Here is a 23,237-nt window from a genome sequence, read left to right as displayed (position 1 = left end):
AGATCCGTCTACGGTCGGATTTCCGCGCAGCCGGACCCCGCTCGAACGTCATCTTCGACTCCGAGGTTCCCGACCGTGCGACCTGGGGCTGAGCGGACCGGACGGTCGGCGACAGCATGGTCGCCGACCGTCCGGGTCAAGCGGAAACTGCTGCGCCCCCCGATTTTTCGGGCGCCGCGGCAGCGGGTACGCCGACGCCGGGCGATTCGACCGGTGGCCCGCTCTGAGATCCGGACCGTACAGCGAAGCCGATGAGCCCGGCGAGGACCGCGACCCCGGCGGTCACGTACCAGGCGCGCTGGAAGGCGTCGAGCGTGGCGGCCGGGGTGTCAGGGGTACCCAGCATGGCTACCAGGACCGCGACGCCGACGGCGAGGCCGAGTTGGCGGGCCATGCTCAGGACGGCCGATCCGGTCGCGAAGCGTTGCGGGGGAAGGTTTCCCGCCCCGACGGCGAACGCGGTCGGCAGGGTCAGCCCGACGCCGAGGCCGGTCAGCAGCATCCCGCCGAGTAGACCACCCACATAATCCGGTGCCAGTTCGGCCGCGCGCGCCCACCACAGGAGGCCACCGCCGAAGGCGAGCCCGCCTGCCGCGATCACCGGGCCCGCGCCGATTCGGGCGATGAGCTTGCCCGCGGCGACGGCGACGAACGGCACGACCAGTGGGCCGGGCGCGATCGCCAGCCCGGTCTGCAACGCCGACCACCCCCACACGTTCTGCGCCCAGAGCGTGACCGAGAGCAGCATGGCCGCGAACGCGATCTGGAACACCAGCGAATTCGCCCCCGCGAGAACGAAATTCGGAACCCGGAGCAGGGCTGGGTCGACGATCGGGCTGTGATGGCGAGCCGAGCTCACCACGAAGACCACACCGAGGGCGAGCGCGACAGCGAACGCGGCGAGCACCCCGGTGGAGGTCCAGCCCCACTCGGGACCTTGGACGATGGCCAGGATCAACGACCCGACCGCGCCGATCAGCGCTCCCGCGCCCAGCAGATCGGGCAGCGGACCTCCTCCGGCGGGCGGGCGCGGCAGCTTGCGCACGCCGATCGCGAGAGCGGCCAACCCGATCGGCACGTTCACGAGAAACACCCAGCGCCAGTCGATTTCGACCAGCAGCCCGCCGAGGACCGGGCCGAGCGCCGCACCGAGACCGCCGAAGGCGACCCACAGCCGCACCGCGCTCGCACGTCGCTCCGGTGGCGTCGCCGCGAGTACCAGGGCGAGTGAGGACGGCGTGAGGAGCGCGCATCCCACGGCCTGGACGACACGGAAGGCGATGAGCGATTCCACGTTCCAGGCCGCCGAGCACAGCGCCGACCCGATCACGAAGATCGCCAGGCCGGTGAGGAAGGTGCCGCGGTTACCGCTGCGGTCACCGAGCCGACCGGCGGGAACGAGCAGGGCGGCGAAGACGATGGCGTAGAGGTTGAGCACCCAGGACAGTTCGGTCAGTCCGGCGTCGAAGTCGGCCGCCATGGCGGGCATGGCGACATTGACGATGAAGAGGTCAAGGCTCGACAACAGCACACCGATGGAGACGATGGCGAGCACCAACCGTGGGTTCGTCTCCCGTGACGGGGCAACGGATTTCATGATCGAGCTCCCGTTCAGCCGAGGACGCGGCGGGTTTGACGGGCGGTGGCGAGCAGCACGCCGGCACCGTCCCAGATATCGGTGTCATCGACCGACCAGCCGCCGCCGGAACTGACGTTCGCGGCGCGGACCAGCACAGGTGCGTCACCGAGGTCGACGAGGTCGGCGTGCAGCTGCAGCGACAGGGTGACGGTCGGGACGGCAACCGGCGCGGTGAGCAGTGGGAACAGCCCGGGTGGGAGCGCGTCGGCGAGAACGGCCAGACTCGGCGCGTCGACGGGCAGCGCGGGGTCGAGCGCGATCCAGGCACACATCATCGCCTCGTCCGCGCCGCTGAGGGGCAACGGGCCGGCGGCGGGTCGGATGACGAAATGCGCGCCGACGGGGACGATCTCGGGGGGCAGCTGGAACAGCGCGCAGTCCTGCGGAGCCGCGACGTGGGGCGCGGGCCGGGCGCTGTGGGCGGGGATCGCCGTCGCGCCGGGCGCGCCGAGGGTGACGGTGGCCGCGGCGACCGGCGCACCGTCCTGTTCGGCCATCACGTCCAGGATCGTCGTGCTGCGCCCGACGGTGTGTTCGGTGGCGCGCAGGGTGAACGCGCCGGTCGCCGGTCTGCCGAGGAACCGGACATCGGCGGCGCGCACAGGGAAGTCGCGCGAGCTCGCCCGCTGGGCGACCTCGATCAGGAGCCCGGCGAGCGCGCCGCCGTGCGGGCCGGTCCAGCCGCGCCACGAATCGTCGACAACGGCATTCCACTGCCCGGATTCCCCGGTAGTGAGGGCGAATTGTGCGCCGAGACGCCCAGTGAGTTTCATCATGCAACTCACACTAGATTGGTGAGTTCTTTCATGCAACCGACTACACTCGGGTCATGCGGCGCACCAGCTTCGAAGACATGAACTGCTCCCTGGCTCAGTGCCTGGAGGTGGTCGGGGAGTGGTGGACATTGCTGATCGTGCGCGATGCCCTGTTCGGCGTGACCCGCTTCGATGACTTCCGCGAGCGCCTCGGCATCGCCCGCAACGTGCTCACCCAGCGCCTCGACGGGCTCGTAGAGCACGGGATCATGACCAGAGAGCCCTATCAGGACAACCCCGTCCGCTACGACTACCGCCTGACCGACAAGGGTCGCTCCCTCTGGCAGGTGGTCACCGCGATGCGCCAGTGGGGCGACGAATGGGCCGCCCCGAACGGTGCCCCGGTCGAGGCGCTGCATCGCGGCTGCGGCCATGTCGCCACGATCGAGCCGACGTGCTCGCACTGCGGGGAGCGGGTCAACGCCCGCGACCTGAAACCGGTGGACGGCCCCGGCGCGGGTGAACGTTCCCTGTTGCCCGCATCGCTACGCGGGTAACGGTGCCGCTGCTCGGCTGGTGCTCGTCGGCCCAGTCGAGTCGGCCGGATATCGTTGTCGGACAGCCGGTTCCGTGAGTTCAGCCGCGCAGGCCGCGGAGGGCGGTCTCGACCACGCGATCGGCGAATTCGGTGGTCAGGGTGCCCGTGCGCAGTAACCATCGGTCCATCAGCGGGCCCCAGATCATCGCGATGGCCACGTCGAGGTCGATGTCGGCGGCGATCTGGCCCGCGGTCTGCGCGGCGGCCAGTCTGCGGCGTTTGAGGTCGTCGACGGGGCCCTGGAGGCGTTCGACGTAGGTGGCGGCCAGGGTGGTGTCGTGCATGATGGCGCTGGTCAGGCCGCGCAGGGGGAGGTCGAAGCGGGGGTCGGCGAGTTCGGCGACGGTGGCACGAAGGACGAGTTTGAGGTCGGCTTCCAGGTCGCCGGTGTCGGGCAGGCCCGGTGTCGCGTCGTCGCCGGTCTCGCTGAGCATCAGGAAGGCGTCGAGCAGGACGGCGCCCTTGGACGGCCACCACCGGTAGATCGTCTGCTTGCCGACCCCTGCCCTGGCGGCGATCGCCTCGATGGTCAGCTTGTCGAAGCCGATCTCGCCTGCCAGCTCGAAGGCGGCGGACAGGATCGCGCGCCGGGATCCCTCGTTGCGCCGGGTCGCGTCGGCCGGGGGCCGGGGCGCGGGGTTCACCTGCTGACTCATGCCGCCATCGTAGCAACGAAAAAGACGAGACGTTGCGTCTTGACAAGGCGGCGATCCGGTGGCATTCTCTGATCATCAGACGAGACGCAACGTCTTGTCTAGGCAAGGAGGATCACCATGACCACCGCCGGTACCACCGCATCCCGTGTCTGGTTCATCACCGGAGCGAGCCGCGGTCTCGGCCGTGCCTTCGCCGAAGCCGCACTGGCGGTGGGGGACCGGGTCGCCGCCGCCGCTCGCACCGGATCCGCGCTCGACGAACTCGCCGCTGCCTATCCGGGGCAGGTCCTGCCGCTGACCCTCGACGTCACCGATCGCGCCGCGGTGCACACGGCCGTCGATGCCGCCGTCGCCCATTTCGGCCGCCTCGACATCGTGGTCAACAACGCGGGCACCCTGTCGATGGGCATGATCGAGGAATTCACCGAAACCGAGGCCCGCGCGCAGATGGAGGTCAACTTCTTCGGTGCGCTGTGGGTGAGCCAGGCCGTGCTCCCGCACCTGCGCGCCCAGCGCGGCGGGCACATCGTGGCAGTCTCGAGCATCGGCGGACTCGCCGGGTTCCCGCTGTCGGGCATGTACGCCGCGAGCAAATTCGCACTGGAGGGAATGACCGAGGCCCTGGCCATGGAAGCTGCGGAATTCGGTGTGCGGGTGAGCATTCTGCAGCCGGGCGGGTACTGGACCGACCTGTATTCGGCGATGGCGAACACCACGCCGATCGAGGCCTACGCCCCGCTACGGGCCCAGCTCGAGGCGCAGTGGGCCGAGGGTTCGGTCGACAGCGAACCGGCCCTGGCGGCCGAGGCGCTGCTCACGCTCGTCGGCTCCGAGGAACCGCCGCTGCGCCTGCTCCTCGGAAACATGGTGTACGACTTGGCCTTCGACCTCGCGCGCGCCAAGATGGCCACCTGGTCGGCCTGGGAGCAGACCAGCCGAGCCGCGGAGCGGGCAGTAGCCGCGCCGGGCTCGGCCTAGCCGCTCAGGTGGTGACCGGAGTCCGGGCGGCGCGATCGATCAGGTACTCGACCAGGTGGGTCAGCACCGCCTTGGCCGAGGGCCGATCGCGCGCGTCGCACAGGATCACCGGCGTGTTCGGATCCAGGTCCAGCGCGTCACGCACTTCGTCGACGGTGTAGCGCGGGGCACCGTCGAAGCAGTTCACCGCGATCAGGAACGGCAACCCGCGCCGCTCGAAGAAGTCGACCGCCGCGAACGAATTGCTCAGCCGCCGTGTGTCGGCCAGCACGATCGCGCCGAGGGCGCCACGGCACAGCTCGTCCCACAGGAACCAGAAGCGGTCCTGTCCGGGCGTGCCGAACAGGTACAGCACCAGGTCCCGGTCGATGGTGATGCGACCGAAGTCGAGCGCGACGGTGGTCGTGTGCTTCTGCTCCACGCCCGACAGATCGTCGACACCGGTGCTGACCTCGGTGATCAGCTCTTCGGTCCGCAGCGGCGCGATCTCGCTGATCGCGCCGACCATGGTGGTCTTGCCGACGCCGAAGCCGCCGGCGATGAGGATTTTGACCGAGGCGGCCATGTGCTGGTCGCCTACGGACATCGGGTCAAAGTTTTCGGATGCCATCCAGAACCGCTCGCAATATGTTGAGGTCACCGGTACCGGCCTCGGCCGCTACCGGAGCCCGGAAGATGAGGTGGCCCTCGGCGATGAGATCACCGACGAGGATCTTGGTCACCGCCAGAGGCAGTTTCAGCACGGCCGAGACCTCGGCCACCGACTGCGGACGCTTGCACAACCGTGCAATCGTCGTGTACTCGGGTTCTGGTTTGCGCAGGGTGGGGGCGGGATGTACTGCTACCACCACCGTGAGCATGTCCAGGTCGTGCGCCGCGCCCATGGTGCGGCCGCGGGTCACCGCGTACGGCCGGACCAGGGGTCCGGCCGCGTCGTCGAACCACGGATCGCCGAGTCGAGTCATAGTCGAAACTTTCTATAGCTGCGCATGCCCGTGCCGGGGCTCCGTCGACAGATAGCTGCCGACCCGCTGCACGGTGAGATTCATTTCGTAGGCGACCATGCCGAGATTGGCGGACTCGTTGGCTTGCAGTGCCAGACAAGCGTTTTCACCTGCCGAGGTGACGAAGAGTACCGCGCGATCGAGCTCGATCACCGCTTGGCGCACGCCGCCGCCGTCGAACCGGCTACCCGCGCTGCGCGCGAGACCGTAGAGGGTCGAGGACATGGCGGCGAAGTGTTCGGCGTCTTCACGCTTCATCTGCGAGGAGCGTCCGAGCAGCAGTCCGTCGGTGGACAGCACAACCGCGTAGCGGACCCCTGCCAGCCGGTCGACGAGATCGTCGAGTAGCCAGTTGAGATCACCGGGGGAAGAGTTCACCTCAGCCTTCCTGTTCGTCCTGGTTCGATGTGGTCTGTTGTTTGCGACCCTGACGGGTGCCGTTCTCGATCGCGGACATGATGTCGCGCGCCTGTTCTGCGGAGCGGGGGCGCTCGGGCACCGATGGCGTCTCTGCGGCGGGCTCGGTGAGTTCGGGCGCCAGATTCGTCTGCCTGCTGCGGCGCGGCAGTGCGGGGCGTTCGTCGGAGTCGGTGTCGTAGCGCGGGGTCTGCACGGCGGGCGCATCCGGGGCAGGCGCCATCGGACGTGGGGTCGGCGGGTCGGCGACCAGCGTCGCGACGGACGCCGGCGCCGATTCGAGGGCGGCGAGCGGTCCCGAATCCTGCGGCGCGGGCAGGCCGCGGCGCAGCGGGCCGGTCATCGTGGGCGGCGTGCCCGCCAAATCGGCCTCGCCCGCCAGCAACTGCTGGGGGATCAGCACGATGGCGCGGATGCCGCCGTAATCGGATTCGCTCAGCCGCACCGACACGCCGTGCGCGAGGGCGAGGCGGGCGACCACGAACAGGCCGAGGCGCGAGTCCGAGGACAGCGTGCCGACACCGAAGTCCGGCGGATCGGCCAGCATGTTGTTGTAGCGGACCAGGTCGTCGGCGCTCATGCCCATGCCCTGGTCGGTGATCTCGACGACCACACCCTTGCCGACGATATTGCCGCCCGCCTCGACCCGCGACTGCGGCGGGGAGAACGCGGTGGCGTTGTCGACCAGCTCGGCGAGCAGGTGCACGAGGTCGGCCACGACGGTGCCGACAACACTGACCTCGGGCAGTTTGGTGACCCGCACGCGCGCGTAGTCGAGCGTTTCACCAATGGCGCTGCGCACCACGTCCATCACGGGCACCGGCTGACGCCACTGCCGTCCCGGGCGACCGCCGCCGAGGATGATCAGGTTCTCGGCGTTGCGGCGTTCGCGGGTGGCCAGGTGGTCGAGCCGGAACAGCGTCTCGAGCAGCGCCGGATCCTCTTGGCGGCGTTCGGCTTCGTCGAGGATCTCGAGCTGGCGGTGCACCACGATCTGGCTGCGATGGGCGATGTTGAGGAACACCGCGCGCACACCCTCCCGTGTACGGGCCTCGTCGACCGCGGCACCGATCGCCGCCGCGGCGGCGTGTTCGAAGGCCTTTGCGACCTGACCGATCTCGTCGTGCCCGAAGTCCAGGGTGGGGGCGGTCTCGGCCGGATCGACCTCGCCGCCGTCGCGCAGGGTGCGCATGGTGGCGGGCAGTTTCTCGTCGGCGAGTTGCAGTGTGGCAGTGCGCAGGCGGCGCAGGCGGCGGATGATCCGATTGGCCAGGATCACCGCGACCATGAAGACGAGCACACTGAGCGCGAGCACACCGCCGCCGGCCAGCGCGGCGTTCGTCTCGGCTTTGCGAGCGGAGTCCTCGGCGAGGTTCTGGACGTGGTCGTTGTAGGTGGCATAGGAGTCGAGCAGGCTCCGGTTGACCTCGGCCGCGGCGTTCTGCCATTCGGGAGTCGCCATCGGCAGCGCGGCGGGTGTGACGGACTTGCTGGTCGAGGTGCCCGCTTGGGCTGCCTCCGACACTGCGAAACGACGCACGAGAGCTGATTCCATGGTGGTGAGCTGCTGCCAGTGCCCGGTGGCCGTCAAGGCCACGACGGCACTGCGCTCCGGTTCGTCGAGTCCGGCCGCCAGGTTGGCGATTTCGCCGTGATAGAGGCCGGTCTGGTTGGTGAACTCGTCGAGCGGAATAGTCGAGTTTCCGTCCGAGGCCACCATCGCGGTGGCGACCGCGTTACTGCGTGACATCGCCTCGGCGGCACCGAGCAAGCGCAGACCCTGGGCCACACCGGACGCGACGATCGCGTCGGGCGCCGCGCGCTCGGCGACCTTGGTGCCCTGGATGATCACATTGAGCAACGAGTTGTAGAACAGGTAGGCGTCCGAAATCGGCAGCATCCGGGCGTCGGCGCCCTTGCGTACACCGTCCAGATGCGTGCCGAGCGTGGCGAAACCGGCCTTGTCGCCGCCGATATCGGTGTCATCGATCGCGCGCAGGGTCTCGCCGGCGGCGAGCAGCCCGCGAAACGCCCCGTCCATCCGCGTGCGCGCGGCGGCGAGCCCGAGTGCCGCGGTCTCGTCGCCGGCCAGGTGCGCCAGGGTGAGGTGCCGCTCGGATTGGACCGCCTCGATCAGCTCGCGGGCCGGAATCGCGGCATCCTGCAGCCGCACAGCCCACGATTCGGCCTTGTTGCTCTGCTCGACCAGGTAGCCCGCCGTACCGACGCCGACCACCACCAGAGTCAAACTGGGTATGAGGGCAATCGCCAGAATCCGGGTGCGCACACCGAGTCTCGCTAAGAACATCGCTATAACGTAACGGAATCGTTGCAGTGTTGTCGTGCGTGTCTCGGTGAGCGAGACGCGATTTGGTTTGCGCGGGAACACATTTGCTATATAGGGGCCCGCACGGAAAACGGCGAGCTCACCCCGCCGGCTGAGCCGCGATGGCCCAGTCGGCGGGGGCTCGCCGTGACCTGCCGGCCCCGGGAAAGATGCTGCCAGGTCAGGCTTTCGGTGGCGCCGCTACAGCGTGCGGTCGGCGCCCGTTCGTGGTGGCGGCGCGGCCGCCAGTGCCGCGTTCTCCGCCTCGGTCAGCAGCCTGGCGCGCAACACGAAGCGCATGCCCTGGCCGGCCTCCAGTGAGTCCGCGGCGGCCTCACCGCGCGCCACATCGACGGTGAGGTGCGTATCTTTCCAGCATTCGAATTGCTTGGCGCTGATCCAGAATTCGGTGTGCCAGCTGAGTCGCCCAAGCAGGATATCGGCCTTCTCGATCGGGAACTGCTTGGCCGACAGGCACACCGGTGCGCTGTCGTCGTCGCAGCAATCGCCCGCCTGGCGGAACAGGACGGGGCCGTTGTCCTCGATGAGCCGGCGGAGCAGGGTCTGGGCGCGCTCGGTGATCTCCACACGGTGGATTCGATTCTGCATCAGAACATCCCGAGTTTCGTTGTCGAATAGCTGACCAGCAGATTCTTGGTCTGCTGGTAGTGCCCGAGCATCATCGCGTGGTTCTCCCGGCCGAATCCCGACTTCTTGTAGCCGCCGAACGCGGCGTGGGCGGGGTAGGCGTGATAGCAGTTGGTCCAGACCCGGCCTGCCTCGAGACCGCGGCCGAGTCGATGGGCGATGTTCAGATCGCGGGTCCACACGCCCGCACCGAGACCGTAGAGAGTGTCGTTGGCGATGCGGATCGCTTCGTCGACGGTATCGAAGCGGGTCACCGCGACGACCGGGCCGAAGATCTCCTCCTGGAAGATCCGCATCGTGTTGTCACCCTCGAAGACGGTGGGTTCGATGTAGTACCCACCCGGCAGGCCGTCGACCTTGCGTGCTTCCCCTCCAGTGAGCACGCGGGCGCCTTCGGCCCTGCCGATGTCGAAATAGGACAGAATCTTCTCGTACTGGTCGTTGCCGGCCTGCGCGCCGATCATCGTCTCGGTGTCGAGTGGATGACCGGACACGATGGCCTCGGTGCGGGCGATGGCTCGGGCGAGGAATTCGTCGTAGATCGACGAGTGGATCAGCGCCCGTGACGGACACGTGCACACCTCGCCCTGGTTCAGGGCGAACATGACGAACCCTTCGACGCACTTGTCGAGGTAGTCGTCGTCGGCGGCCAGCACATCGGGCAGGAAGATGTTGGGGCTCTTGCCGCCGAGTTCGAGGGTCACCGGGATGATGTTCTCGCTGGCATACTGCATGATCAGGCGTCCGGTGGTGGTCTCACCGGTGAAGGCGATCTTGGCCACCCGCGGGCTCTGCGCCAGTGGCTTGCCCGCCTCGGCGCCGAAACCGTTGACCACGTTGAGAACTCCGTCGGGCAGCAGATCCGCGATGAGTTCGACGACGAGCAGCAGTGAGGCCGGTGTCTGTTCGGCCGGTTTGATCACCACGCAGTTGCCCGCCGCCAGCGCGGGCGCGAGTTTCCAGGCGGCCATCAGGATCGGGAAGTTCCACGGAATGATCTGCCCGACCACCCCGAGCGGTTCGTGGAAGTGATAGGCGACGGTATCGGCGTCGATCTGGGACAGCGAGCCTTCCTGGGCGCGAAGCACACCCGCGAAGTAGCGGAAGTGATCGATGGCGAGGGGGAGGTCGGCCGCCAGGGTTTCGCGGACCGGTTTGCCGTTGTCCCAGGTCTCGGCCACCGCCAATGGTTCGAGACTGTTCTCGATCCGGTCGGCGATCTTGAGCAGGATGTCGGACCGCTCGGTGACCGAGGTCGCGGCCCAGCGCTCGGTGGCGCGGTGCGCGGCTTCGAGCGCCATATCGATATCGGCGGCGGTGGAACGGGCCACCGCGCAGAAGGTCTCACCGTCGACCGGTGAGGTGTTGTCGAAATAACGGCCTTCGACAGGGGGAGACCAGTCACCTCCGATGAAGTTGTCGTATCGGGCGGCATAGCTGACTATGCCGGTATCCGATCCGGGTTTGCCGTAGATCATGCGCCTCGCTCCTCGCGACCTCTCCCGTGGTGATCCACACTATTGTCGGAGAAGGTTGGTACGAGGTTGGTGACGGCGTTTGCGCAGGTCAGGACTGGCGTGCGGTGAACAGTCGGGCTGTAACGACGGCGCGCCGGACATCGTCGCGAGGCAGTAGCCGCAGGGCGTGCTCGTGCACGGCGACATCGCCGGGGCACCGCTGCCCGAACGCGACCGCGTGTTCGGGGCGGTCGCTGCCGAGCACCGCATTGCGAATGCCGACGTCGAGATGGGCGCGCCACTGTTCCACGCCGGGCAGATCCGAACCGGGTAGCAGCGGACCGCGATAGAGCCACAGCGCCGAGGTGAGGTCGCCGCCCTCGATGGCGGCCAGCAGGTCCACCGCGTCGCAGGACACCTCGCCGGTGAGCATGTAGCGCCGGTTCGTGATCTCGCCGCGAGTGGCGCGGCGCAGGTGCGACACATCGGCTTTGAGCGTGTTCAAAGACACCGACCGCTCACCGTAGACGGCGGCGTGCAGCTGTTCGGGGGTGTACCCGTCGGGCTCGAGCGCCAGCAGGGCCAGGATCTCGAGTTGGCGTGGCGGCAGCGGCACCGGTCGTCCGTCGCGCAAAAGTCTTGCCGCGCCGAGGCATTCGAGCCGCACACCCGGCGCGGGCGTGGGCGCTTCGGCGCGCAGCATCGTCTCCACGGCGGTGACCAGCGCGCGCACCGAGGTCATCACCATCGGATGCGAGCGTTCCCAGGTCGAGGACAGGTCGAGCACACCGACCGTTCGGCCGTCGGGGCCGTGGATGGGTGCGGAGTAGCAGACCCAGCCGTGTAGCGCGGCGACGAGATGCTCGGCGGAGAACACGGTGACGGCCCTGTCGTCGTGCAGGGCCAGGGACAACCCGTTGGTGCCCATATGGCTTTCGTCCCACACCCCGCCCGGCGCGAAGTTCACCGCCTCCCCTTGGCGGCGCAGCGCGCGATCACCCGCGGTCCACAAGATGGTGCCCGATTCGTCACTGACGACAGCGAGATAGCCCGATTCCTCGGCCATTCCGCGCAGCTGGCCCGCGAGTTCGGTGACGGGCCTGCGCAGCGGGGACTCCGACCAGCGGTCGCTGATGTCGTTGAATCCGGGAGCGACTTCGGTGGCGGGGTCGACAGTGTGCAGGGAGCGCTGCCAGGATTTGGCGACATCGTTGCGCACGGCGCCGGTGTCGCGCGGCAGGGTCAACGGGCGCGAGGGTGCCGCCAGGCGGTTCCACTGCTTCTCGAGCTCGACTCGGTAGTCCGAGAGCTGTTCCGGCCGGTGCGGTGCGGCGATCGGGTGGTGTTGGGGCCTTCCTGCGTCCTCGCCCACGTTCACTCCCTGCTCGTCGGTGACGCACCGTTTCCGCGACGAGAACCGGTGTGGCGCTTACTGTCTATCAGCTGTGCCACCACCATGGGAACGTTTGTGCCGAGGACGATCAGGTCACCGGTCGCCGACCTGTCGCGTCGCCTTGACGGCGGCTACTTGTTCAGGAAGATCCCGGCGATATCGGCGTTCTTGATCGGGGTGTCGACATTGCGCTGGGTCGCGCACAACAGGTCGACCTGCACGATCATCGAGTCGACCACGGTGCCGGCCGGTTCGTTGTCGTTGCCGGTCTGCTGCTTGATCGCCTTGGTGATGGTGATCCGCTTGGTGTTGGCGTCCTGGTTGACATAGTCGCGGCAGCTCGTCTCGCCACCCTGGTTGAGCACTCGCTCGACCTCGGTACAGCCGGTGGCCAGTGCCGCCAGCACCGCGACGCCCACCGCGACGGCGCCGGTACGGGTGTTGGCGTGCATGATTCCTCCTGGAATGGTTCGCTGCGCGCACCTGCGCGTCCGTGACAGCTTATGCTGTGGTGCTCACGCGCGGTGGATCCGCAGGGGAACCCGCAGTTCAGCGGGGGTGAGCGACCCGTGATGGCCGACCATCAGCGATTGCAGCGGTTCGGCGCCGGAGCGCACCACACCGCCGTCGCCACCCGCGATCACGACGAGATCGCCGATGCGTGCGGCGGCCTCGCGGGCGAGGGTCGGGCCGAACCAGCCCGCGTCGATCGCCTCTTCGCGGGTGCGGATCAGGAACCCGCTCCCGAGCACGCCTCGCCAGGTGTCGGCGACCGCAGCGCCCTCGTCGGTGTAGACGTGGCGGGCACGTGGCTCACCGCCCAGTGCCAGGACGTTCTCGGGCAGGTGCGGATGGGTGTCGAAGTCGATGCGCTCGGCGAGTTCGACCATGCCGTGATCGGCGGTGACGATGAGCGCCGAGCGAGCGGGCAGACGCGCCGCGATCTCGGCGGCGATCCGGTCGACATTGGCGAGCTCGAACCGCCACGCCCTGCTGGCGGGCCCGCGAGCGTGGCCGGTGGTGTCGAGTTCTGAATGATAGGTGTAGACAAGGGTTTTCGGTGCGGAGGTGAGGGCTGTCAGCACGCCGTCGACGAGATCACCGACCGAATAGGCGGTGCGGAATCCGCCGCCGCGCCATCCGGCCAGGGTCAGGCCGGAGCCGTCCTGGTAGCTCGGCGCCACTTGCACGGCGGCGATGCCCGCGTCGGTGGCGCGCTCGAAGATGGTGCGGTGCGGCTGAATCCGGTCGGGCGGGAAGGCGGTGAGCGCGTCCACTGTGGGGCCCGCGCCGGTGAGTTGCCACCGCAGCGAATTGAACAGGCGTTCTTCGCCGGGCAGCCGCATCGTGTAGCCGACGATGCCGTGCTGGCCCGACGGCAGTCCGGTGCCGAGGGTGGTCAGGCTCGTCGCCGTGGTGCTCGGGAAGCCGGCATCGAGGGCTGCGTCGGGCAGGCTCGTCAGGAACGGCGCGGCAGCGGATTCGGCGGCAAGGGCTTGCGCGCCGAGTCCGTCGACGAGCAGCACACAGACCCGGTCGACATCGAGATCGAGGCCGAGCCGGTCGGTGTCGCCGGGTACGCCGAGGCAGGTCAGTACCGACGGGAGCAGATCGGAGAGTGCGGCTGTGCCGTAACGCGGTGCCAGTAGGAGATCGTCGCTCACGCCTGCCCTGTTTCGAATCGGCTGATCAGTCCGTCGCGCAGGACGAACTGCCAGGTGGTTCGCATCGAACCCCACCGGCTGTTGGTGTAGTCGGCGGTGAGTGCGAGGCCGTCGTCGGAGTCGACCGTGTCCACGACGAGATGCCCGTTGCTGCTGAAGATCTCGGCCTCTGTCCATTGTGCGAGATTGCGTTCGACACCATCATCGGACATTGTCGCGTCCTCGGTGAGCACACCGTAGAACTGGTCGGTGTCCTGCGCGTTGAGCGCGTCGACGAACGTCTCGACCACGGGATCGAGTTTCGCGGTGCCAGACATCGGGCCTCCTGCTCGAAACGGCTACGCAACGACAAACACGGTGGTACCCACTGTAGGTGAGTGCACACGCCGGGTCGGCGGAATATCGGCGGCGCGTCAGGCGGTGGACGAACCCGGCGTGATCAGCGTGGTGAATGTGCGCATGATCGTGTCGACGAGCTCGGGCGCGTGGGTGCCCATCTGTTCGCTGCGCTTTTCGAGATGCCCGTCGAGCCACAGCGACGCCAGCCCGTGGGCCAGCCCCCACCAGGCGACGGCGAGGGTTTCGGCGCGGTCGGCGGGCAGCGCGCCGACGGCGACGCATTCGGCGACCGTGTCGGCCAGGACGTTGAAGGCGGCGTCACCGGCGACGTGGGCGTCGGGGTGTTTTTCCGGCTGCGACAGCTCGGGCCGGAACATGAGCCGGAACTGGGCGGGGTGATCACGGGAGAACCGCACGTAGGCATCGCCGAGTTCGGTGAGTGCTGCCAGCGGGTCGGCCGCGGCCGCCCGCGCGGTGACCAGGTAGGCGGCCAGCTGCTGGAAGCCGTCGATCGACAGTGCCGAGAGCAGCGCGGCGCGGTCGGCGAAATGGTGATAGGGCGCGCCACTGCTGACCCCGGCCTCTCGGGCGACGCGGCGCAGGCTCACCGCGGCCAGGCCCTCGCTCTCGATCAGGCGCAGGCAGGCGGCCATCAGCGTGGCGCGCAGATCGCCGTGGTGGTAACTGGTGCGCTTCACCATCAAGAGCGTAGGCGAGATCCCGGGCGGAATTGGCACTGGACAGGAAATCTATGCGGTGTTTAGATTAATTGAGCATCGCTTAGATGCGTGCTCCACCGAATCGACGGAATGGATGACCACCATGACCACTCGGGTACTCGTCACCGGCGCGACAGGTTTCGTCGCCGGCCACTGCATCGCCGAACTCCTCGAGCACGGCTACGCCGTCCGCGCCACAGTGCGCGATCTCGCCGCGCACACCAGACGCGCCCACCTCACCGAACTCGCCCGCCGCACCGGTGGTGACCTGGAATTCGTCGCGGCCTCCCTCGACGACGACGCGGGCTGGGCCGCCGCGGTCGCCGGTTGCGACACCGTGCTGCACGTCGCGTCACCGTTCCCTTCCACCCCACCCGACGACGAGCGGGACCTCATCGAACCCGCGGTCCAGGGCACCCTGCGCGTGCTGCGCGCCGCCGCGGCCGCCGGTGTCCGCCGCGTCGTACTCACGTCCTCGGTCGCCGCCGTCGCCTACGGCCATGACGTGGACGCGGTGCGCACCGAGGACGACTGGTCGGTCGTCGACCGCATCCCCGCCTATCAGAAGAGCAAGACCCTTGCCGAACGGGCGGCCTGGGAATTCGTCGAATCCCTGCCCGCCACCGCCGCTCTCGAACTGGTGGTGGTCAACCCCGGCATGATCCTCGGCCCGCTGCTCGAAGCCAGGACCAGCACCTCCCACGAACCGATCCGCCGCCTGCTGGCCCGCGACGTCCCTGGTTCGGTGAACACCGGCTGGACCCCCGTCGACGTGCGCGACCTCGCTGTCGCACATCGGCTGGCGATGGAAGTGCCCGAGGCGGCGGGCAATCGATACATCTGCGCGACCGACCCGCTGTGGATGGGGGAGCTGGCCCGCCTGCTGGCCCACGACTACGCCGCCGAGGGCTTCCGTGTCCCCACCCGGGTCCTGCCGAACTGGGTGATCCGCCTCGTCGCGGTCTTCGACAAGGGTGTCCGCTTGACCGTGCCGGTGCTCGGCCGCACCGAACACGTCACCGCCGACAAGGCCCGGCGCGAACTGGGCTGGACCATGCGCCCGATCGAGGACACCATCCGCGACACCGCCGACAGCCTGATCGCCTTCGGCATCGTCACCGCCCCCGACCGGCCCGCGAAGTCATCGCGTGCCGCCGTCGGAACACGTTGAGCGGGAAGGGCACACGATGTTGATCACCGCACTCTTCCTCACGCTCCTCGGCGTCGTCCGCCGGAAACTGCGCGGACGGGCGGGCGATGAGGTGACCGGACGTTCGGCACTCGGAAGCCGGCTCGAGCGGGTTGGGCCCGCAGTGCGGCGCGGCGCGACCCGGCTGGTTCGCGAACCGGTCCCGGCACTGTCGGCCGCCGTCGCCATCCTCGGACTCGCCGTCGGCGGCACGCACCTCGCCTGTTCGGGTCTGGTCTGAGGTCAACGCCATTCTTGGCGTTGCAGATCCAGAATCACCGGGTGCATCAAGGTCGAGACCTCGGGGTCGACCGGGCGCCGATCCGGTGGGAAGACGGTGGCCGCGGTGAGGGTGGCCTCGTCCAGGGAGCGCAGGGGGCCGGGGCTGCGCAGGGTCGGGGTCGGGGCCGCGGTGGCCGAGGCCAGCACGAAGCCCCAGTCACCGAAGCTCGGGACGTCGACGTGGTACGGCGTGGTGTGCAGACCCGCGGAACGCAGGGTGGCGTCGATGGTCCAGAAGGAACGCGGGGCGAAAAAAGGTGAGCCCGATTGGACGACCATGCGCGCGCCGGGCGCCAGCACGTTGGCGGTCATCGCGTAGAACTCCTGCGAGTACAGCTTGGCCACCGAGGTCTGGTCGGGGTCGGGCAGGTCGACGATCACGGCATCGAAAAGACCTGGGGCGCTGCGTAACCAGCTGAACGCGTCGGCGTTGACCACCTCGACCCGCGGGTCGTCGAACGCATGGTGGTTGAGGCCGGTCAGGCGGTCGTCGGTGCGGGCGAGGTCGATCATCGCCGGATCGAGTTCGACCAGTGTCACCTGCGCGATATCGGGATAGCGCAGGATCTCGCGCAGCGCGAGGCCGTCGCCGCCACCGAGTACCAGCACTGAACGGTGCGGGCCGGACAGCACCGGGTGCACCAGCGCCTCGTGGTAGCGGTACTCGTCGACCGAGGAGAACTGGAGTCCGCCGTTGAGATAGAGCCGGGTATCGGTGGTGGCGAACGGGGAGAACGATTCGGTGAGCACGATCTGCTGATAGGGCGTGCGCGTCTGCCACACGATCGGGTGGGCGAACAGGGCCTGCTGCGCGGTCGCCTCGAAGCGGTCGGCGTAGAGGTAGCTGCCGGTGAGGCCGCAGGCGACCGCGACGGTGGCGGCGATCAGGGTGTGGCGGACGCCGCGCGTCATCTTGTCGCGAAAGAAGAAGAACGCCAGCGCGAGTCCGGCGACGGCGTTCACGACCCCGACCACCAGGCTGCCGCGGATCTGGCCGAACACCGGCAGCAGCAGGAACGGAAACGCCAATCCGCCCAGTAGCGCACCCACATAGTCGGCCGCGAACAGATCGGCGACCGCGCCACTGGCCTCTTGCTTGCGGATGTCCTGCAACAACTCCATCAGCAACGGAATCTCCGCACCCACGAGCATGCCGATCACCGCCGCCGCCAGCACCAGCGTGCCCGTATAGATATCGAGCCACGCGTAACTGGCGTACAGGGCAGCGACCGACAGCCCGCCGACGACGGCCAAGGCCAATTCCACCGCCACGAAAGCGGCAGCGGCACGGGACCGCAACGGTTTGGCCACCAGCGCGCCGACACCCATCGAACACACCATCACGCTCAAGGTGATCGACGCCTGGGCGGCGGTGTCGCCGATCAGATAGCTCCCGAGGGTGACCAGCGACAGCTCGTACACCAAACCGCATGCGGCGCACACGAACACGGTCGCCAGCAGCGCCGCCCTGGCCAGGCGGTGCCGGGGCATCAGGTCAGGCCCGCGGCCACCACCAGCGCGACCGCGACATGCGCCGACGCCGTAACCCACACCGCCGGGTGCGGTTCCGCGTCGGCGACGACGGCCCGGAAATCACCGGGGGTGAGCGCGTCGAGCAGGACGAACGCCACCGCCATCGCGGCCAGTCCGATCACCCCGTAGATCGCGCTCGACAGCAGGGCCTCGGCGATCTTGCCCTCGGAGGTCCAGATGGCAACGGCCACGATGATCCCGACCCCGAACAGGTTCGAGGCGAGCAGGATCGCGGCATTGCGGTTGCGTTCGATCCAGATCTGGGCGCGCAGGTCGCCGGGGGTGAGCAGGTCGACGACGCCGAAACCGACGGCCATCAACACGATTCCCACCGCGGAATAGGCGAGCGCGGCGCCCGCGTCCGCCGCCAGGTCGGCGAGCATGAGTGTCCTCCTGTGCTGTGCGGGCGAGATGAAACGCCCGAGTGAATTACTTGCCGCCGCTGTCGCTGCCGCCGCCGCGATAGTCGCCCGCCGCCGAACCGCTGGTCCAGCCGTAGCCGCTGATATGCCCGTGGTGGCGGCGGTTTCCGTTGGAATAGCTGTCGACGAGCACCAGCGAGCCGCCGGCGTGCGGGGTCACCGCGATGAAATACCGGGGAGGGAACCGCAGGTAGTGGTTGTCGCCGGTATTGCGGCGGTCCCTGGGGTCGGTCTTCTTCGCGATCGCCGCGGCGACGACCGCCGGTGCGCCTGCCGCGAGATAGGCGACACCGTCGTTCGCCTGATCGAACTGTTTCGCTCGCTGGTAATTCTCGGCCACGAACTCCGACGGATCCTCGTCGGCGAGCACCCACGAAACCACGACACCGGTGACCAGAACCAAGAGCAACGCCATTACGGCCGCCCCGACACCGATCGCCCATTTCACCCGTGTCGTCACCGCGACCCCCCGGACCCGGTGCGCCACACAACTATCGGCACTGCGTTGATGACTGACCCTCCCCATCGAAAAACCTGCCGGACTGTATCACCCGGACGGGTCGACACACCGCATCGATTCGGACAATACGGATCTACGGAGGTCGCCACGCCACGCGGATCGGCGGACAGCGTCGAACCGCTTCGAAACGGCCGCGCGGCAGTGGCCGCGGTGACGGCCTCGCTCAGCGTGGTCGCTGCCACCGCAAGGTGTAGCGCCACATCAGGCGGCGGCGGATCTCGGCGCCGGGGAGGTGTTCGGCGGCGGCGGAGCGGATTTCGGCGAGGGTTTCCCGTGGATCGGCCAGCGTGACATCGGGGCCGCCGAGCGATCGGTGTCGCCAGCGATCGAGGCCCCAGATCGCGGGCAGGAGGGGGAGGTAGTGGAAGTCACTGACCGGGTGCATCTTCCAGAGACCGACCACCGCGAGGGTGCCGCCGGGGGCGACGAGGTGGCGCAGGGCGGTGATGCCGTCCCGCACGGGGACGTGGTGCAGGGTGGCGACGGCGGTGACCACGTCGAAGGTTTGGTCGAGGTCGCGGAAGTCGGCGTGTTCGAGGTGGACGTTGGGCGCGGCCGGAGCGTTGGCGATGACCCGGTCATCGATGTCGACCCCGAGCACCGCGTCGCACCGGGTCGCTAATTTGCGGGCGAGTAATCCGTCACCGCAGCCGATATCCAACGCCGTGCGGGCAGTGTCGGGCACCTGATCGAGTACCCAGGGGTGGTAGTGCGTGTTGTGGTTCCAGTAGGGGTCGGTCGGCATGACCCGTCAACGTGCCGGGTCTCGGATGGGTTCCGGAACTGGGTTGCGTCACAAGCTGTTTCGTGGACTATCGTACCGATGCGTGATCGGCCAACCACTCGGCGAACTGGGTGAGGTCGCCGAGGACCACGTCCGCGCCTGCGTCCCACAGTCCGTCGGCGTCGTAGGGCCCGGTCGTGACGCCGACGGCCACAACACCGGCGGCCTTGGCGCCGCGCATGTCACCCGCGTGATCGCCGACGAAGACATGGGCCGATTCCTCGCGCAACACATCGGCCTTCCCGGTCGACCACAGGTCGCCGGCGAGGCGATCGATCTGCCAGCCGAGGTGGTCGACGTGCAGTCGCGCGTGCGGCTCGAATTTTCCGGTGACGACCAGCGTCCGCCCACCGCCGGCGCGCACGGCGGCCAGGGCGTCGTCGGCTCCGGGTAGCGCGGCGATGTGGTCGATGACGTCCGGGTACAGCTCGCGGTAGCGCGTGACCAGATGGGGGATCAGGTCGTCGGGTGCGCCCGCGTCGCCCAGCAGTGTGGCCAGCGGTGGTCCGAGCTGCTCGGCGAAGTGCGAGCCGTCCATGGCGAGATCGAACTCGCGCGCGAGGGTGTCGATCGCCAGGGCGACACCCGGACGTGAATCGATGAGAGTCATGTCCAGGTCGAAGCCGACGGTGAGGGTCACGCCGCCGAGCCTATCGCCGACCGCCTCCGACCCTGTCGATGGCGGCCCGAACCTGCCCCTAACTGCAGTGATTCACGTGGAACCGCGGCTGCACACGATGCCGAAAACGGTTGGGGGAGTGCGGTGCAGCGAAGCACGGTGTGCGTCATTGCATTTCGGTCCTACCGGTCGGTATTCGGAAAAGTGGCAGGTCACGACCAAATCGAAAAATGTTGGACTACCGCGATACCCGACAAACGGCAGGGAGCGCAACGGTGCAGCGACTGCCATACGGCACTTCGACCTCGCGAGCGGGCGCGACCCCAGACCGCGCCCCGCGGATTCAGCTACTGGCAGCGGCAGTGAACGGCGCGATCGTGGGCACCGCCACCGGCCGCGATGGATGGGTCCACACACCCTTGCGCTCCAGAATCGGCAGCACACCCTCGCCGAACCAGTACGCCTCCTCCAGGTGCGGATACCCGGACAGGATGAAGCTGTCGATCCCGATCGCGGCGTATTCGAGGAGGCGATCGGCCACCTCGGCGTGCGACCCGACCAGCGCCGTACCCGCGCCACCGCGCACCAGGCCAACGCCCGCCCACAGATTCGGGGCGATCTCGAGCCCGTCGGTCCGCCCGTTGTGCAGTCGCGCCATCCGGCGCTGCCCCTCGGAGTCGCTCTTGGCCAGGTTCGCCTGCACCCGTTCGATCTCGCCCGGTGAGATGCCGTCGAGGAGCCGGTCGGCCTCGGCCCACGCCTCGGCGGCGGTGTCGCGGCTGATCACGTGGATGCGCAGGCCGAAGTCGACGGTGCGGCCCTCGATCGCGGCCAGTCCGCGGATCCAGTCCAGCTTCTTCGCGACGGCGTCCACCGGTTCGCCCCAGGTGAGGTAGGTGTCGGCGTAGCGGGCGGCGATGGGTCCGGCCGGACCCGACGAGCCGCCGAAGAACACCGGCGGAATCGGGTCGGGACGGGCGCTGAGGATCGCGTCCTGCACCCGCAGGTGCTCACCGGTGAAGCTGAACGGTTCGGTCCGCGACCACAGCTCTCGCACGATGTGCAGGAACTCACCGGTGCGGGCGTAGCGCTGGGTCTTGTCCAGGAAGTCGCCGTAGGCCTCCTGCTCGCGCTGTTCGCCGCCGGTGACGACATTGAGCAGCAGGCGCCCGGCGGAATGGCGCTGGAAGGTCGCCGCCATCTGCGCGGCCAGGGTGGGGCTGGTCAGGCCGGGGCGCAGCGCGACCAGGAACTTCAGCGTCTGGCTGGTCTGCACCAGCATGGCGGTGGTCAGCCAGGCGTCCTCGCACCAGGCACCGGTCGGGGTGAGCACGCCCTCGAAGCCGTTGTCCTCGGCGGCGGCGGTGAGCTGATTGAGATAGCGCAGTGTGGCAGGTCGATCACCGGACATGAAGCTGCCGTGTCCGCCCGCCATCAGGCCGCGAGAGTCGCCGTAGGTGGGAAGGAACCAGTGGAACGACAGTCCGCGCTCGGTCATGTCCGCCTTTTTCGTTGCAGTGATGGGGCCCATCGATGCTGACCGGTGCGCCCGCCCTCGTCACGGATTCCGATCACCGTGCGCGCAACCCCACGACACGCCACGGCGCGACCGCACCGAACTAGACGTAACTATGCGAAACACGTAACCTCGAAGGAGGCTCGGGCGACGGTGCTCGGGTGGCGACCTACGAAACGAGTTTCCTCAATGACGCGGCATGTCGACGTACTGATCATCGGCGCTGGCCTGTCCGGAATCGGCACGGCCTGTCACCTCACTCGCGAGCAGACCGGACGCACCTACGCGATCCTCGAGCGCCGCGAGAACATCGGTGGCACCTGGGACCTGTTCAAGTACCCCGGCATCCGCTCCGACTCGGACATGCTGACCTTCGGTTTCGGATTCCGCCCCTGGATCGGCACCAAGGTGCTCGCCGACGGCGCCAGCATCCGTGACTACGTCGAGGACACTGCCAAGGAATACGGCGTCACCGACCACATCACCTTCGGCCGCAAGGTCGTCACCGCCGACTTCGACCGTGCCACCGCCGAATGGACCGTGCAGGCCGTGGTCGAGGCGACCGGCGAGATCGAGACCTGGACCGCCAACTTCGTCGTCGGCGCCAGCGGCTACTACAACTACGACAAGGGCTACCAGCCCGAGTTCCCCGGTCAGGACGACTTCAAGGGTCAGATCGTGCACCCGCAGCACTGGCCGGAGGATCTGGACTACGCGGGCAAGAAGGTCGTCGTCATCGGTTCCGGTGCCACCGCGATCACGCTGATCCCGTCGATGGCCGACACTGCAGCGCATGTCACCATGCTGCAGCGTTCGCCCACCTGGATTCAGGCACTGCCGTCGGACGACCCGGTCGCCATCGGTTTCAAGAAGTCGCGGGTGCCCGATGCCGTCGCCTACAAGATCGGCCGCGCCCGCAATATCGCGCTGCAGCGCGCCAGCTTCCAGCTCTCGCGCACGAACCCGGAGCTGGCGAAGAAGCTGATGCTGGCACAGGTGCGCCTGCAGCTCGGGAAGAAGGTGAACCTGCGCCACTTCACCCCCAGCTACAACCCGTGGGATCAGCGCCTGTGCGTGGTGCCCAACGGTGATCTGTTCAAGGTGCTCAAGAGCGGCAAGGCCGACATCGTCACCGACCGCATCGCGAAGTTCACCGAGAAGGGCATCCTGACCGAGTCGGGTCAGGTGCTCGAGGCCGACATCATCGTCACCGCCACCGGTCTGAACGTGCAGATGCTCGGCGGTATCACGCTGAGCATCGATGGCACTCCGGTGAAGTTCAACGAGACGGTGGCCTACAAGAGCGTCCTGTACTCCGATATCCCGAACTTCCTGATGATCATCGGCTACACCAACGCCTCCTGGACGCTGAAGGCCGACCTCGCCGCCGCCTACCTCTGCCGCGTGCTCAACATCATGCGCGACCGTGGCTACACCACCTTCGAGGTGCACGCCAACCCCGACGACATCGCCGACGAGTCGCTCATGGGTGGCGCCCTCACCTCGGGCTACATCCAGCGCGGCAATGACGCCATGCCCCGCCAGGGCGCGCGTGGCGCGTGGAAGCTGGTCAACAACTACTACCGGGACCGCACGCTGATGCACAAGGCCCCGATCGAGGACGGCGTGCTGCGGTTCAGCAAGACCGGCACCACCGTCAAGCCCGGCGAGAAGGTCGCCGGCGCGTAGACACCGCACCCGATAAGGCCCGTCACATCGAACTGTGGCGGGCCTTGTCGCTGCCCGGGTTCGGCCGATCTTCTTCACCCGGGCGAACTT

Annotated in this window: 25 protein-coding genes; 5 read left to right on the top strand and 20 right to left on the bottom strand. The window is 68.1% G+C overall.

Annotation, left to right across the window (positions count from 1 at the left end; genetic code table 11):
- Window positions 1–136: 136 nt before the first annotated feature.
- Together ACFWPK_RS10300 and ACFWPK_RS10295 are read right to left on the bottom strand one after the other, a co-directional pair.
- The gene (locus ACFWPK_RS10300) at window positions 137–1,597 is read right to left on the bottom strand and encodes an MFS transporter (protein ID WP_378914298.1); all 1,461 of its coding nucleotides are present in this window, start codon (window positions 1,595–1,597) and stop codon (window positions 137–139) included.
- Window positions 1,598–1,611: 14 nt separating this feature from the next.
- The gene (locus ACFWPK_RS10295; RefSeq protein ID WP_378914297.1) at window positions 1,612–2,415 is read right to left on the bottom strand and encodes an acyl-CoA thioesterase; all 804 of its coding nucleotides are present in this window, start codon (window positions 2,413–2,415) and stop codon (window positions 1,612–1,614) included.
- Between the two features lie 53 nt (window positions 2,416–2,468).
- Here ACFWPK_RS10295 and ACFWPK_RS10290 point away from each other — a divergent pair, with 53 nt between their 5' ends.
- Window positions 2,469–2,951 (top strand): winged helix-turn-helix transcriptional regulator, encoded by a 483-nt coding sequence (locus ACFWPK_RS10290; RefSeq protein WP_378914296.1) that lies wholly within the window; start codon window positions 2,469–2,471, stop codon window positions 2,949–2,951.
- Window positions 2,952–3,030: 79 nt separating this feature from the next.
- Here ACFWPK_RS10290 and ACFWPK_RS10285 read toward each other — a convergent pair whose 3' ends face one another.
- Window positions 3,031–3,648 (bottom strand): TetR/AcrR family transcriptional regulator, encoded by a 618-nt coding sequence (locus tag ACFWPK_RS10285; protein ID WP_378914295.1) that lies wholly within the window; start codon window positions 3,646–3,648, stop codon window positions 3,031–3,033.
- Window positions 3,649–3,765: 117 nt separating this feature from the next.
- Here ACFWPK_RS10285 and ACFWPK_RS10280 point away from each other — a divergent pair, with 117 nt between their 5' ends.
- Entirely contained in the window at window positions 3,766–4,626 is an 861-nt protein-coding gene (locus ACFWPK_RS10280) for an SDR family NAD(P)-dependent oxidoreductase (RefSeq protein ID WP_378914294.1), read from the top strand.
- A 4-nt stretch (window positions 4,627–4,630) separates the two neighbouring features.
- On the opposite strand, the gene ACFWPK_RS10275 is transcribed toward ACFWPK_RS10280, so the two are convergent.
- The 11 genes from ACFWPK_RS10275 to ACFWPK_RS10225 all read right to left on the bottom strand — a co-directional run bounded on the left by ACFWPK_RS10275 (window position 4,631) and on the right by ACFWPK_RS10225 (window position 14,575).
- The gene (locus ACFWPK_RS10275) at window positions 4,631–5,212 is read right to left on the bottom strand and encodes an ATP/GTP-binding protein (RefSeq protein ID WP_378914293.1); all 582 of its coding nucleotides are present in this window, start codon (window positions 5,210–5,212) and stop codon (window positions 4,631–4,633) included.
- Window positions 5,213–5,216: 4 nt separating this feature from the next.
- The gene (locus tag ACFWPK_RS10270; RefSeq protein ID WP_378914292.1) at window positions 5,217–5,591 is read right to left on the bottom strand and encodes a DUF742 domain-containing protein; all 375 of its coding nucleotides are present in this window, start codon (window positions 5,589–5,591) and stop codon (window positions 5,217–5,219) included.
- A 12-nt stretch (window positions 5,592–5,603) separates the two neighbouring features.
- Complete coding sequence (locus ACFWPK_RS10265; protein ID WP_056809728.1) at window positions 5,604–6,008, bottom strand: roadblock/LC7 domain-containing protein; 405 nt, start codon at window positions 6,006–6,008, stop codon at window positions 5,604–5,606.
- Between the two features lies 1 nt (window position 6,009).
- The gene (locus tag ACFWPK_RS10260) at window positions 6,010–8,355 is read right to left on the bottom strand and encodes a nitrate- and nitrite sensing domain-containing protein (RefSeq protein ID WP_378914291.1); all 2,346 of its coding nucleotides are present in this window, start codon (window positions 8,353–8,355) and stop codon (window positions 6,010–6,012) included.
- Between the two features lie 219 nt (window positions 8,356–8,574).
- Window positions 8,575–8,982, bottom strand: a complete 408-nt coding sequence (locus ACFWPK_RS10255) for a DUF779 domain-containing protein (protein ID WP_378914290.1) — start codon at window positions 8,980–8,982, stop codon at window positions 8,575–8,577.
- Window positions 8,982–10,499, bottom strand: a complete 1,518-nt coding sequence (locus ACFWPK_RS10250; protein ID WP_378914289.1) for an aldehyde dehydrogenase family protein — start codon at window positions 10,497–10,499, stop codon at window positions 8,982–8,984. Before ACFWPK_RS10250 ends, ACFWPK_RS10255 begins: the two co-directional genes overlap by 1 nt.
- 88 nt (window positions 10,500–10,587) lie before the next feature.
- Window positions 10,588–11,850 carry a transcriptional regulator gene (locus ACFWPK_RS10245; RefSeq protein WP_378914288.1) on the bottom strand — a complete coding sequence of 421 codons (1,263 nt, stop codon included), beginning with the start codon at window positions 11,848–11,850 and terminating at the stop codon, window positions 10,588–10,590.
- Window positions 11,851–12,002: 152 nt separating this feature from the next.
- Window positions 12,003–12,323, bottom strand: coding sequence for a hypothetical protein (locus ACFWPK_RS10240; RefSeq protein WP_378914287.1), 321 nt, complete (start codon window positions 12,321–12,323; stop codon window positions 12,003–12,005).
- 63 nt (window positions 12,324–12,386) lie between these two features.
- Window positions 12,387–13,535 carry an alkaline phosphatase family protein gene (locus tag ACFWPK_RS10235; RefSeq protein ID WP_378914286.1) on the bottom strand — a complete coding sequence of 383 codons (1,149 nt, stop codon included), beginning with the start codon at window positions 13,533–13,535 and terminating at the stop codon, window positions 12,387–12,389.
- Window positions 13,532–13,852, bottom strand: a complete 321-nt coding sequence (locus ACFWPK_RS10230) for a nuclear transport factor 2 family protein (protein WP_378914285.1) — start codon at window positions 13,850–13,852, stop codon at window positions 13,532–13,534. The genes ACFWPK_RS10235 and ACFWPK_RS10230 overlap by 4 nt, the downstream gene beginning before the upstream one ends.
- A 96-nt stretch (window positions 13,853–13,948) precedes the next feature.
- The gene (locus ACFWPK_RS10225; RefSeq protein ID WP_378914284.1) at window positions 13,949–14,575 is read right to left on the bottom strand and encodes a TetR/AcrR family transcriptional regulator; all 627 of its coding nucleotides are present in this window, start codon (window positions 14,573–14,575) and stop codon (window positions 13,949–13,951) included.
- Window positions 14,576–14,696: 121 nt separating this feature from the next.
- Between ACFWPK_RS10225 and ACFWPK_RS10220 the strand changes: the two genes are divergently transcribed.
- Window positions 14,697–15,764 (top strand): NAD-dependent epimerase/dehydratase family protein, encoded by a 1,068-nt coding sequence (locus ACFWPK_RS10220; protein WP_378914283.1) that lies wholly within the window; start codon window positions 14,697–14,699, stop codon window positions 15,762–15,764.
- A 16-nt stretch (window positions 15,765–15,780) separates the two neighbouring features.
- On the top strand, window positions 15,781–16,023 hold the full coding sequence (locus tag ACFWPK_RS10215) for a hypothetical protein (protein WP_378914282.1): 243 nt from the start codon (window positions 15,781–15,783) through the stop codon (window positions 16,021–16,023).
- A 2-nt stretch (window positions 16,024–16,025) separates the two neighbouring features.
- On the opposite strand, the gene ACFWPK_RS10210 is transcribed toward ACFWPK_RS10215, so the two are convergent.
- From ACFWPK_RS10210 to ACFWPK_RS10185, 6 genes are all read right to left on the bottom strand, one after another.
- Entirely contained in the window at window positions 16,026–17,555 is a 1,530-nt protein-coding gene (locus ACFWPK_RS10210) for a polyamine aminopropyltransferase (protein WP_378914281.1), read from the bottom strand.
- On the bottom strand, window positions 17,555–17,980 hold the full coding sequence (locus ACFWPK_RS10205) for a DUF350 domain-containing protein (protein WP_378914280.1): 426 nt from the start codon (window positions 17,978–17,980) through the stop codon (window positions 17,555–17,557). The genes ACFWPK_RS10210 and ACFWPK_RS10205 overlap by 1 nt, the downstream gene beginning before the upstream one ends.
- Before the next feature lie 46 nt (window positions 17,981–18,026).
- Complete coding sequence (locus tag ACFWPK_RS10200) at window positions 18,027–18,479, bottom strand: DUF4247 domain-containing protein (protein ID WP_378914279.1); 453 nt, start codon at window positions 18,477–18,479, stop codon at window positions 18,027–18,029.
- Between the two features lie 223 nt (window positions 18,480–18,702).
- On the bottom strand, window positions 18,703–19,284 hold the full coding sequence (locus tag ACFWPK_RS10195) for a class I SAM-dependent methyltransferase (RefSeq protein ID WP_378914278.1): 582 nt from the start codon (window positions 19,282–19,284) through the stop codon (window positions 18,703–18,705).
- A 67-nt stretch (window positions 19,285–19,351) separates the two neighbouring features.
- Complete coding sequence (locus tag ACFWPK_RS10190; protein WP_378914277.1) at window positions 19,352–19,963, bottom strand: HAD family hydrolase; 612 nt, start codon at window positions 19,961–19,963, stop codon at window positions 19,352–19,354.
- Window positions 19,964–20,285: 322 nt separating this feature from the next.
- The gene (locus ACFWPK_RS10185) at window positions 20,286–21,440 is read right to left on the bottom strand and encodes an LLM class flavin-dependent oxidoreductase (RefSeq protein ID WP_378914276.1); all 1,155 of its coding nucleotides are present in this window, start codon (window positions 21,438–21,440) and stop codon (window positions 20,286–20,288) included.
- A 207-nt stretch (window positions 21,441–21,647) separates the two neighbouring features.
- Here ACFWPK_RS10185 and ACFWPK_RS10180 point away from each other — a divergent pair, with 207 nt between their 5' ends.
- The gene (locus ACFWPK_RS10180; RefSeq protein WP_378914275.1) at window positions 21,648–23,147 is read left to right on the top strand and encodes a flavin-containing monooxygenase; all 1,500 of its coding nucleotides are present in this window, start codon (window positions 21,648–21,650) and stop codon (window positions 23,145–23,147) included.
- Window positions 23,148–23,237 lie beyond the last annotated feature (90 nt).

Source organism: Nocardia sp. NPDC058519 (assembly GCF_042719755.1).
In the GTDB taxonomy this organism is placed as follows: Bacteria; Actinomycetota; Actinomycetes; order Mycobacteriales; family Mycobacteriaceae; genus Nocardia.
This window is presented reverse-complemented; position numbering and strand designations above follow the sequence as displayed.